The organism is Crocosphaera chwakensis CCY0110 (assembly GCF_000169335.1).
In the GTDB taxonomy this organism is placed as follows: domain Bacteria; phylum Cyanobacteriota; class Cyanobacteriia; order Cyanobacteriales; family Microcystaceae; genus Crocosphaera; species Crocosphaera chwakensis.
On the sequence record NZ_AAXW01000006.1, the window covers coordinates 1 to 12500 of the forward strand.

Genomic DNA, 12500 nt, shown 5'->3' on the forward strand with positions numbered 1-12500 from the left:
TAAAATAGATAAAGTAAGAGTTAACCTTGTAACTTGACATCTAAGTATTGTGGTTGATAAGTATAAACATACTCCAATACTTGGTCAAGGTCAGGTTTATTGGTTAGGGCAATACATCCTTCCGTTCCATCTTCCCCGTTGTTTTTTTGGTAAGAAGGGTCATAATGAATTCCCAAAGCATACCTTTGTGTGGGAAAGAGGGGTTCAATGGGGAGAAATCTCCCCCCAACTTCTGGATGAGTTCCTGCCACCTCAGCACTAGCTACTTGATATTGACCATCAGGTAATGGTGCTTCTGTTCCTGATTGGTGGCGATTTCTGTTTTGACTGTTGGCTCTTCCTGTGACGGTTTGATAAGTACCTATTAACTGGCCATTAGCATACAGTCTTAGTTCATAAATAGGGTTTCCCAGGGCATTTTTAGTCTGGGTTGGGGTTAAAGTCATGTAATTACCCTGAGACATTCGGGCGTTTGTGTAGGGCCCGGAATCATCATTATTTTGTGGTGGCTCAATATAGGGTTCTCTTTCCCAAGTAGTTATTGTTTGAGGATAAGTTTCTCTTGGACTAGAATAAGGGGAAAAATTTGGAGCAGTAGAGGATTCTAAGGTTGTTTCTGGATTAAGGGTAGGGGTTAACTGTTCGGGTTGTTCGTGAGAAAAACTATTTTCTTGTCTTAAAACCACGTTATCTGTTTCTAATGCTTCGATGGATTGGCCTTGTTTTTGTTTCCCATGAGAAACATAGGCAAACATCACCAGACAAGTGAAGAGGGCTAAAGTAAGTTTATATTTCATCAATATTATTTCCTCTAGAATTTTAAAAATAGCGGTTTATTAACTATCAACTGATTAATAAATAAGGTTGCAAAATACTGACAGTCGCTAATATCAAATGTCATTTTGACAACCTATTTACCGCTTTGCACTGTTTCTCCCCACGCCTCTGATGCTTCTTCCCGTCTTAATCTTTGTCAGATTTAGAGGCGCATTTTGACTAAATTTGGTACTATACTGACATATTTAATACATCTATTTTAACCAAAATACACGGATTTTTAGAATTTTTGTCACTTCTTTCGATTTTCTTTATTTTTTTAACAACTCACCATTGATTAAATGAATACATCTCCTAAGTTATGAGACATTGCGTTTAATTCTGATACTGATAAATTAAACAATTTTTGACAGGCAATCCCTTGACTTTCTGCCATTTGTCCATAAGAAAAGACCCAAGGTATGTCTAAACTCATTTCTGTTTGAAACCAGTCTAAAATATAAGGACTTCCATAAATAATTAAGGCTTTTACTATTGACTTTTTTAATAATTTATAGTACAAATTTTTGGAAATTTCGTTAAATCCTGCACTCCCTCTAAAAGGATTACCTCTTAGGAAGATTTGTAATAAGGTTTCTCTGTCATCTTCTAAGACATGATTAAAAGTATTTTGATCAACTAATTGCAACTGATATCCCAATAAGTTTGGAATAGTAAAGGCTGGCATTTGTCGATCTAAAAAGTCAGCATTTAAAATATCATCTACTACAATTAAATTTCGTTTCGGGGTTTCTATATTAACTTTTAATGGTAAATTGTCACTATGTTTAAGGGAACTTCTAAGAACATTTTTTACAATTTCTCTATCTTCTTTTTGAGATAACTGATAAATTGAACTATTGTCCTGTTGATGATTAAATAATTTTTGTTTAGCTTGCCAAATTCTCTGAAGAGATTCATCTATTCTTTCAGTCGTCAACCTTCCTGTTTCTACAGCATCGTAAACCGCATTAATAGCAATTTCTGGATCATCTGGCATCAATAAAATATCTGCTCCTGCTTCTACCGCTTTAACGGCAATTTCTTGGGAATTGGCCAATTTTCCTACACCACCCATAATTAAAGCATCAGTAACAATTAAGCCCTTAAACCCTAATTTTTCTCTTAATTTACCTGTTAAAATCGTTTTAGATAAGGTGGCAGGATTATCTTTATCCCAAGCATTAATTAATAAATGTGCAGTCATAACACTATCAACATTGGCATTAATAGCAGCTTGAAATGGAACTAATTCTAACTGTTCTAATCTTTCGTTATGATGACTAATTATAGGTAAATCTAGATGAGAATCATTATTTGTATCTCCATGGCCTGGAAAATGTTTAGCGGTGGTTAAAGCAGGATAATTTTTTGCTCCTTCAATAAAGGCTTTAGCTAACTCACCCACGGCTTTAGAGTTATCCCCAAAAGAGCGAATATTAATAACAGGATTATCGGGGTTATTATTAACATCAACAATAGGACTTAATATCCAATTAATACCTATTGCTAAAGCTTCTTTTGCTGTCACCTCTCCCATTTTATAGGCATATTTTATAGCAAGAGGTAAATCATATTTAGCAATTTCTCCTAAGGCCATAGGAGGGGGAAACCAAGTTGCTCCACTAAACCGTTGTCCTACACCTTCCTCGATATCAGCTGCAATAAATAGAGGGTTTTTAGACCATTGTTGTAACTGTTTAGTTCTTAATAATAATTCTGCTGCACTTCCCCCTAATAAAATGATACCGCCTAGATTTAATGTTTCTAACCAATTAGATAATTGATAATTAGAAGCTTCCCAGACGGGATAACGAATTTGGTGATCAAACAAATAACCAGAGGTACGAACCACGATCATTTGTCCGATCTTTTCTTTTAAGGTAAATTGAGTCCAGTCAGGTAATAAATTAGTCACAGAGATTAATAATTTTATTCATCTTCTGCATTATAAGACTCATCTTCTGGTGGTATGGTTTCTCTAATTTTGTTAAGAAGATGTAGCATTTTATCCCCTCTTTCGATACCATGATCCTCAAAAAATCTAACTTCTGGTGCGCGTCTTAAACGGATACGTTGTGCTAATTCTTTTCTGACATATCCTTCTGAAGATTTTAATCCCTCCATAGTTTCCATTTTGGCTTCTTCTGTGCCATAGATGCTAACAAAAATTTTAGCGTGTTGTAAATCTCCAGATAGGTCTACATCGGTTACACTAACCATTCCGGCACCGACACGGTCATCTTTAATATCAAATAAAAGCATTTGAGAAACTTCTCGTTTAATCAACGAGGAAACGCGAGAAACTCGACGACTATTAGCCATGTTCGCCCCCTTTCTTTGACTAATGTGGGCAATCAATAGGGCCACATCAACCCTATCGCTAATATAGTATAGCAATCAACGTAATTTTAACGACAGGATAATGAGTTCTTTTCGTTCTTAGTTAGCCTCTATTTATTAATATTTGCCAACTTTGTAGTATTTTCTGATCGCTTCTTAAACTAGACTGTACAGTTTTATTGTAAGGATAAGTTAGTCTAGATTATTTGAATAAAATAAGTTCTATATTCATACTTGAAAACCAATCTAAACATTATCTTATCTAGAATTAGGTTACTCTTATTCTCTTTTCCATCTCAAAACCTTAAAGGAATCTTAAAAAAACTAGAGTAAATGTAAGAAGATCCCGAAAAATTCGTTAAAATCAAAATCCTGTAGTATAAATTGTCTTAAGAAATACCATAGATCAAATACTCTCAGGTTCGATAGCATAGGAAGTAGAAGGCCCGTTGATTCAGCAACAGCACAATACTTGTTCCCCTATAAACACAGGTTAAACAAAGACCCTTTGAGCGAATCGATACCTTAACCATTCCTTAAGCTAAGGTTTAGTTGCAGACTGAACCTCTCTTAAGTAACTCCGTAACCCTTAAATTTTGACTTGTATGGATGAGCGTACCATAATGAATATGACCCAAAATACCCATAACCAACCTAACGCAACTTACATGGGAATACCCTCCCTCGTTGAAGAAAGAGACGCTTGTGGGGTAGGATTTATCGCAGATGTGAAAGGAAACGGCAGTCATAAACTGATCCAACAAACTCTAACTGCATTAAGCTGTATGGAACATCGAGGGGGGTGTAGTGCCGACAATGACTCAGGAGATGGATCGGGGATCATGACAGCTATCCCCCGTGAGTTATTATCCCCCTGGTTTGCTGAAAAAGGGATCACTATGCCTGCAGTCGAACAGTTAGGGGTGGGTATGGTATTCTTACCTCAAGATAGTAGTAAGAGACAAGAAGAGCGATCGCACGTTGAAAGCATCGTTCAATCTGCAAATTTAACAGTATTAGGATGGCGTGAAGTTCCAGTTAACCCCAATGTATTGGGTATACAAGCAAAAGAAAATCAACCCCATATTGAACAAATAATGGTCACATCCCCAGAAGGGTTATCAGGGGATGAGTTGGATCGAGTCTTGTATATCGTGCGATCGCAGATCGGGAAACGCTTAGCAGATGATTTTTATATTTGTTCCTTTAGTTGTCGTACCCTTGTTTATAAAGGAATGGTACGCAGTGCCGTTTTAGGACAATTCTATCAAGATTTAAACAATCCCAACTATATCAGTCGCTTTGCTGTCTATCATCGTCGTTTTAGTACCAATACTATGCCTAAATGGCCCCTGGCTCAACCCATGCGACTATTAGGTCATAATGGAGAAATTAACACCCTCATCGGCAATATTAACTCCATGGCCACCAGGGAAGTCAAGTTAAAAGTACCTGGTTGGACAAAAGAGGATCTCGACGCATTAACCCCCATTGTTAACCCAGCTAACAGTGACTCCTATAACCTAGATAGTGCCTTAGAATTATTAGTTAGAACCGGTCGCAGTCCCTTAGAAGCGGCCATGATATTAGTACCAGAAGCTTACAAAAATCAGCCAGACCTCAAAGAGTATCCCGAAATTACTGATTTTTATGACTATTATAGTGGTTTCCAAGAGCCTTGGGACGGTCCGGCTTTATTAGCTTTCAGCGATGGTAAAATGGTGGGGGCTTGTTTAGACCGCAATGGGTTACGGCCAGCCAGATACTGTATAACCAAAGATGATTACGTAGTCGTGGGTTCAGAAGCAGGAGTGGTAGACCTTCCTGAAGCAGATATTGTCGAAAAAGGTAGACTCGGACCTGGACAAACCATTGCGGTAGACTTAACCACCCAAGAAGTGCTAAAAAACTGGGATATTAAACAACGTATTGCAAAAACACACCCTTATGGAGAATGGTTAGAAAGTCACCGTCAAAATATTACCCCCCAAGACTTTTCTGATACCGTCTTATTATCAGACTCAGGGCAACTGCTACAACAACAAACTGCTTTCGGTTATACCGCAGAAGACGTAGAAATGATCGTGGTTCCCATGGCCACCCAAGGAAAAGAACCGACTTTTTGTATGGGGGATGATATTCCTTTAGCGGTACTATCCGACAAACCTCACCTACTCTACGACTACTTCAAACAACGGTTTGCCCAAGTAACCAACCCTCCTATTGATCCGTTAAGAGAAAGTCTGGTGATGTCTTTGGAGATGTTACTCGGATCAAAAGGTAACTTGCTCGATCCCCAACCAGAAGACGCTAAACTACTGAAAGTAGAAAGTCCTGTTCTCAACGAAACTGAACTAGAACAGATCAAAAACTCTGATTTTAAGACCACAGAGTTGTCCACACTGTTGGATATTACCACAGGGCCAGACGGGTTAAAAGTAGCCTTAGATAGACTGTGTGATGAAGCCACCCAAGCCGTAGAAAACGGGGCAAAAATCCTGATTTTAAGCGATCGCTTCTCAGGAGTTGATAGTATTAACGAAACCAACAGTTATATTCCTCCTCTGTTAGCAGTGGGAACCGTACACCATCATTTAATTACACAAGGGTTACGTCTAGAAACCTCCTTAGTCGTAGATACGGCCCAGTGTTGGAGCACCCATCATTTCGCTTGTTTAGTGGGTTACGGGGCTTCTGCAGTGTGTCCTTATCTTACCCTCGAAACCATCCGTCAATGGTGGAGTGATGCCAAAACCCAAAAATTAATGGCCAACGGGAAACTAGAAACCATTACCCTCGAAGACGCATTAGGAAACTATCGTCACGCAGTAGAAGCCGGCTTATTAAAAATTCTCTCTAAAATGGGAATATCACTCTTAGCTTCTTATCACGGGGCCCAAATTTTTGAAGCGATCGGCCTCGGTATGGAATTAGTTGACATGGCCTTTAAAGGAACAACCAGTCGTGTCGGTGGTTTAAATATAGCAGAACTGGCTCAAGAAATTATTGCCGTTCATAGTCGCGCCTTCCCCAGTTTGACCGATAAGAAACTGAAAAACTTCGGCTTCATCAACTACCGCCCAGGGGGAGAATACCATATGAACTCTCCAGAAATGGCCAAGTCTCTCCATAAAGCAGTCAAAGCCTATAAAATTGGTGAAAATGGAGCCAATAAAGAGGCTTATAATCACTACGAACTGTATCAAAAATACCTTGAAGAACGTCCTATTACTGCGTTACGAGACCTATTAGAGTTTAAAGAGGATCGCCCGTCTATCTCTGTTGAAGAAGTCGAACCCGTCGAAGACATTGTTACCCGTTTCTGTACCGGTGGAATGTCTTTAGGGGCTTTATCAAGGGAGGCACACGAAACCTTGGCGATCGCCATGAACCGTTTAGGGGCTAAGTCCAACTCTGGAGAAGGGGGAGAAGATCCCACCCGTTTTATTCCCCTCTCTGATGTAGACGTAGAAGGAAACTCACCTACATTCCCCCATCTTAAAGGACTACGAAATGGTGACACCGCCAGTTCTGCCATTAAACAGATCGCATCGGGACGGTTTGGAGTCACTCCTGAATACCTAATGAACGGTAAACAGTTAGAGATCAAAATGGCCCAGGGGGCAAAACCAGGAGAAGGTGGCCAGTTACCTGGTAAAAAAGTTAGTTCCTATATTGCCATGTTACGCCGTTCAAAAGCTGGTGTGACCCTCATTTCTCCCCCTCCTCACCACGATATCTATTCTATTGAAGACTTAGCCCAGTTAATCTTTGACTTGCATCAAATTAACCCTAGTGCTAAGGTATCGGTTAAATTAGTGGCTGAGATTGGCATCGGAACCATTGCTGCTGGTGTGGCTAAAGCTAACGCAGATGTCATTCAAATCTCCGGTCATGACGGTGGTACAGGCGCATCACCTCTCAGTTCCATTAAACACGCCGGTTGTCCTTGGGAACTGGGTGTAACGGAAGTGCATCGGATGTTAATGGAGAATAAACTGCGCGATCGCGTTGTTTTACGGGCTGATGGTGGCTTAAAAACCGGCTGGGACGTAATGATGGCTGCATTGATGGGTGCAGAACAATATGGCTTTGGTTCTATTGCTATGATCGCCGAAGGCTGTATCATGGCAAGGATCTGTCATACCAATAACTGTCCTGTTGGAGTCGCTACGCAACAAGAAAAGTTACGTAAACGGTTTACCGGGGTTCCTGAAAATGTGGTCAACTTCTTCTATTTTATTGCAGAAGAGGTGAGATCAATTTTAGCAAAATTAGGCTATCGTTCCTTAGATGAGGTCATCGGACGGTCTGATCTACTGAAAATGCGGAAAAACGCCAATTTAACCAAAACTCAGTCCATTAACCTCGACTGTTTGTTGAACCTTCCCGACGTGAAAAGCGATCGCAGTTGGTTAAACCATGAAGACGTACACAGCAACGGCCCCGTATTAGATGATGAGTTATTAGCTGATGCTGCTATTAGTTCTGCTATTAATACTCATGGAACAATTGCAAAAAATGTCAAAATTGTCAACACTGATCGCACTGTTGGGGCGCGTATTTCTGGAACTTTAGCGAAAAAATACGGCAATACGGGCTTTTCTGGGGAGTTGAAATTTAACTTTACTGGCTCTGCGGGTCAAAGCTTTGCAGCCTTTAATCTTCCTGGTATGATTATGTACCTAGAAGGAGAATCAAACGACTATGTATGCAAAGGAATGCACGGAGGAGAGGTTGTTATCGTTCCTCCCAAAGATGCTACCTATAAGGCAGCAGACAACGTTATTGTCGGTAATACCTGCCTTTACGGGGCTACAGGCGGTGTTTTATACGCCAATGGCCGGGCTGGTGAACGGTTTGGGGTGCGTAACTCTATGGGGAAAGCGGTTATTGAAGGGGCTGGAGATCACTGTTGTGAATACATGACCGGTGGTGTCATTGTTGTTCTCGGTTCCGTTGGCCGCAATGTGGGCGCAGGAATGACCGGAGGTTTAGCTTATTTCTTGGATGAAGATAACAACTTCCCCGAAAAAGTTAACCCCGAAATTGTGGAAATTCAACGCATTTGTACCGAAGCTGGAGAAGGCCAATTAAAAGGATTAATTGAGGCTCATTTTGAACGCACTGGTAGTAAAAAAGCTGAACATATCCTCAATAACTGGGGTGAATATGCGGGCAAATTCTGGCAAGTGGTTCCTCCATCTGAGGCAAACAGCCCTGAAACGAATCCTAACCCCATTATGGTTGAGGAAAAAACCTTAACCCGTACTAAATAATTAATTCGTTGGGTGGGCATTGCCCACCTTACTTTTTACTTAGTATAAACAAAATGATAAAGAAGTGATATGATTTAATTATCAAGAGGGATTTAGTAACTTTAACCTCCTGACAAAAGAAAGGAGTAAAATGTGGAGAAGAAGTAAAATTAAGGCTTGATTTAAACAAAATTGAAAATGGGTGATCTGTTTTAAAAACTTGGATGAAACAAATATTACCTAAGTTTGAAACAGTTAGAGAATGTGTAGATGCTGCCTTTAGAAACTGTCCTAACGTTTTTGCGTAGTGCTATAGTTTATAATTATAACAAAATAATTTATTAATAAGTAAAAATTATCAAGAACTGTCACAAAATGATTGACCATTGTGACAAAATCATTGAACATCGTTACATAATTGTTTATTGGTGTTGTTTTTTTTGTCAGACCAATAATTTAATAGTTTTTTGTTGTTTCTATTTTCCACTCTTTACCTTTGAGAAAGGTTACTCATTTTGTTGTGACTTCAAGTTAATTTAATTTAGACATAGAACAATGACACCCTCTTTTTGGAAACGACTGTTAAGTATTACAGTAACTGTTACATTAATCTTTCAATCAACTGTATTACCTGCGATCGCAGAAGAATTGTTACCTCAACCCGATCCCCAATTTAACGGTAAAATTGGCATAACCTACAAACAATCAGAACTTGATCCTAGCTTATTAAAACCCATAGAAGCACCCAAAGATGCCCCTAATATCTTACTGGTTTTAATTGATGATGCTGGGTTTGGTTCTGCGAGTACCTTTGGGGGTTCTATTGCCACTCCAGTCTTTGATAAATTAGCAGACAATGGGTTACGGTATAACCGTTTCCATACCACGGCCTTATGTTCCCCCACTCGTGCAGCGTTATTAACGGGACGTAACCATCATTCTGTCGGTTCAGGAACCATTCAAGAACTCGCCAACGGCTATCCTGGTTATACGGGATTAATTCCTGAAAGTACCGCAACCGTCGGACAAATTTTACAAAAGAGTGGTTATAGTACCGCTTGGTTTGGCAAAAATCACAACGTACCGGATAATCAAACCAGTCAAGTTGGTCCTTATCAACGGTGGCCAAACGGCTTAGGATTTGACTATTTTTACGGCTTTATTGGGGGAGAAACAGATCAATGGTATCCAACCCTATTTGAAAATCAAAACCCCGTAGAACAAAGTTCTTTCCCCGAAGACGGCTATAATTTAACCCATGATCTCGCCGATAAAGCGATCTCCTGGATACGTTACAATCAGTCTATTGCCCCTGATCGTCCCTTTTTTGCCTATTTTGCCCCTGGTGCTGTTCATGCCCCTCACCAACCCCCTCAAGAGTATATTGATAAATACAAAGGGAAATTTGATCACGGTTGGGACAAGGAACGGGAAATTATTTTTGAAAGACAGAAGAAATTAGGAGTTATTCCTGCTGATGCTAAGTTAACACCCCGTCCCGAAGCCATGCCCGCTTGGGATAGTTTTAGCCCCGAAGATCAAAAAATTCTCGCCCGTCAGATGGAAACCTATGCCGGTTTCTTAGAATATACTGACTACGAAATTGGTCGGGTGGTCGATGCCATTGACGAACTGGGGGATCTTGATAATACCCTGATAATCTATATTAATGGGGATAATGGTTCAAGTGCAGAAGGTAGCCTTATTGGAACTTGTAACGAAGTGCTAAACCTGAGCGGTTACAACTTAACTATGGACGATAACCGTCGTTGTTATGAGTATTGGGGTAGTCCCGAAACCTCTCCCCACTTTGCTGTTAGTTGGGCCTGGGCGATGGATACGCCGTTTCGATGGACAAAACAAGTGGCTTCTTATTTTGGAGGAACTCGTAACGCAACAGTGATATCTTGGCCAGCTAAAATTAAAGACACCGGAAAAGTTAGGGATCAATTTCATCATGTAATTGATATTGCCCCAACCCTGTTGGAAGTTGCCGATATTACAGAACCCCGTTTTTATAATGGTATTCCCCAGAAACCCATTGAAGGGGTGAGTATGGCTTATACTTTTGACAAGGGAGCAGATAAAGCAGAAGAGCAACGCAAGACTCAGTATTTTGAGATGTTTGGTCATCGTGCCATTTATGATCAAGGTTGGATGGCTTCAGCGTTTCATAACCGTTACCCTTGGGTAACATCAGGAAGCGTTCCCTTTAAAGAAGATAAATGGGAATTATTTAATCTAGAAGAAGATTTTACCCAGTCTACGGATCTTTCCGAGGAAAATCCTGAAAAGTTACAAGAATTAAGACAATTATTCTTTTTAGAAGGGGATAAATATAACGTCTTTCCCCTCGATGATCGCTTTGCCGAGAGATTAGATGTAAGTTTACGTCCTAGTTTTACCAGTGGACGTAACCATTTTGATCTTTATCCTGGTATGGCACATATTCCCGAAGGAACCGCCCCTAATACTAAGAACGCTTCTCATACTATCATTGCGGATCTCGTTATTCCCGAAGATGGTGCAGAAGGAACCATTTTGGCCATGGGAGGAACCACTGGGGGTTATAGCTTGTATGTGCAAGAGGGTAAGTTACACTATCATTACAACTGGTTTGACTTAGAACGCACAGATATCGCTTCTAATACTCCGCTTCCCACCGGTAAGGTTAAAGTACGTTTCGACTTTGACTATGACGGTGGTGTGGGTAAAGGAGGAACCGGAACCCTTTATGTTAATAACCGCAAAGTGGCACAAAATAGCATTAATAAAACCGTTCCAAGTCGCTTTGGTGTCGACACAATGGATGTTGGTGCAGACTTCCAAGCACCCGTCAGCGATAAGTATCAACCTCCTTTTAAGTTTACAGGAGAGATTGAAAAAGTGGCGATCGATATTAAGTAGATAGAACTTGTAGGGTGGGCAATACCCACCTTATAATTGACTAATCAACATATTGTATTAACGTGAGTTCGGCAGAAGTAAAAATTAGTAAAATGTGGATATAAAGTGTAGTTATAACGTATCTTTATCTATCAATTTTCATACCAAAGGTCAAAATAAAGGCGTTGCACCATTGCGGGATGATTTATAATCAAGGATAATTTTTTATGATTAGCGATCGCCAAATAAAAAACGAAAATGAACTGTCCTAAATGTAGCTCAATTAGATGAATTACAAACATTTGTAGGCAAAAAAGCGGTGCGACCCCAGCGAGGTTTCCTCGCTATGGGAACGCGCACCAAGATAAAACCCACATTCCGCACTTCAGAAAGTGGTATTGAATACTACAGATACCCCGCATTTGATTAAGTACAATTACTTAAGCAGTCGGAGACAAAAGGTGGGATAATTGTTTAGGTTGTTCCCCAGAAAAAAAGGGCGAAAAGTGTCTTATTTAGAAGAAATAGAAGTTAAAAATTTAGACCATTTAGGAATAGTAGCTGGGCTAATTGATAAAATAGGAATAGTCGAAATAATTAATAATAAATTAGGAATAGATATTAGAGAAAAGATATCAGCAGGTACAGTAGTTAAGTCTATTCTCATCAATGGACTAGGATTTGTCTCAAGACCTCTATATTTATTTAGTCAGTTTTTTAAAGATAAAGCTATTGAGCAATTATTAGGAGAAGAAATTAAACCTGATTATCTTAATGATGATAAAATTGGGAGAGTTATGGATGAATTATATAAATATGGGCTAAATAATATCTTTATAGAAGTGATTTTAGAAGTCATTAAAAAATCGGATAAAGCCGTATTTGGCAAAATTTTAGTAGAATTCAAAAACCAAATAAAGTTTGACAGTATCATCTCACCGTTCGCTCATTTTTTGAAGTGAGAATTGTCCAAATAGGGAAAAAAGCTTGCCCAGTAAAAGGTTGGGCGAAAAAAAGTCAACCGATTTTAGCCAGAAGCAAAATAGTCAGTAGTATAAATACACTCCTCTACATTCATTAACCTTAAGATTTGTTGTTGTAGGAGGTTCAATCCAGAAATTTCTATTGAGTCATCTTTATGTATGTATAAAGTGATGTTATTAAAAGCCCTTAACATCTTTTCAGCTGTGGGACGGT

The 12500-nt window shown here is 39.5% G+C and carries 6 protein-coding genes and 1 pseudogene (1 of these 7 running past the window's edge); 3 read left to right on the forward strand and 4 right to left on the reverse strand.

What is annotated here, in order from left to right:
• Positions 1–20 precede the first annotated feature (20 nt).
• From CY0110_RS05410 to rbfA, 3 genes are all read right to left on the reverse strand, one after another.
• Positions 21–797: a L,D-transpeptidase gene (locus CY0110_RS05410; RefSeq protein ID WP_008274314.1), complete on the reverse strand. Its 777-nt coding sequence runs from the start codon at positions 795–797 to the stop codon at positions 21–23.
• Between the two features lie 317 nt (positions 798–1114).
• Positions 1115–2677 (reverse strand): glycoside hydrolase family 3 N-terminal domain-containing protein, encoded by a 1563-nt coding sequence (locus CY0110_RS05415; protein ID WP_232285691.1) that lies wholly within the window; start codon positions 2675–2677, stop codon positions 1115–1117.
• 71 nt (positions 2678–2748) lie between these two features.
• A complete protein-coding gene (gene rbfA / locus CY0110_RS05420) occupies positions 2749–3141 on the reverse strand; it encodes a 30S ribosome-binding factor RbfA (RefSeq protein WP_008274316.1) in 393 nt (130 codons plus the stop codon).
• Positions 3142–3782: 641 nt separating this feature from the next.
• Between rbfA and gltB the strand changes: the two genes are divergently transcribed.
• From gltB to CY0110_RS05435, 3 genes and pseudogenes are all read left to right on the forward strand, one after another.
• Positions 3783–8438: a glutamate synthase large subunit gene (gene gltB, locus CY0110_RS05425; RefSeq protein WP_035798661.1), complete on the forward strand. Its 4656-nt coding sequence runs from the start codon at positions 3783–3785 to the stop codon at positions 8436–8438.
• Positions 8439–8972: 534 nt separating this feature from the next.
• Positions 8973–11324, forward strand: a complete 2352-nt coding sequence (locus tag CY0110_RS05430) for an arylsulfatase (RefSeq protein WP_008274318.1) — start codon at positions 8973–8975, stop codon at positions 11322–11324.
• A 485-nt stretch (positions 11325–11809) separates the two neighbouring features.
• A pseudogene (locus tag CY0110_RS05435) lies at positions 11810–12238 on the forward strand (DUF4277 domain-containing protein); the annotation flags it as partial.
• 92 nt (positions 12239–12330) lie between these two features.
• Here CY0110_RS05435 and CY0110_RS05440 read toward each other — a convergent pair.
• Positions 12331–12500, reverse strand: the end of a protein-coding gene (locus CY0110_RS05440; protein ID WP_456297537.1) for an IS1634 family transposase. It continues 1573 nt past the right edge of the window; only the last 170 of its 1743 coding nucleotides appear in the window; the start codon falls outside the window, past its right edge — the gene reads right to left on this strand; it ends in the stop codon at positions 12331–12333.

Excerpts from the sequence above, each read along its gene's own strand:
- gltB (WP_035798661.1), top strand. The coding sequence starts at position 3,783 with ATGAATATGACCCAAAATACCCATAACCAACCTAACGCAACTTACATG.
- rbfA (WP_008274316.1), bottom strand. The coding sequence starts at position 3,141 with ATGGCTAATAGTCGTCGAGTTTCTCGCGTTTCCTCGTTGATTAAACGA.
- CY0110_RS05430 (WP_008274318.1), top strand. The coding sequence starts at position 8,973 with ATGACACCCTCTTTTTGGAAACGACTGTTAAGTATTACAGTAACTGTT.
- CY0110_RS05415 (WP_232285691.1), bottom strand. The coding sequence starts at position 2,677 with ATGATCGTGGTTCGTACCTCTGGTTATTTGTTTGATCACCAAATTCGT.
- CY0110_RS05410 (WP_008274314.1), bottom strand. The coding sequence starts at position 797 with ATGAAATATAAACTTACTTTAGCCCTCTTCACTTGTCTGGTGATGTTT.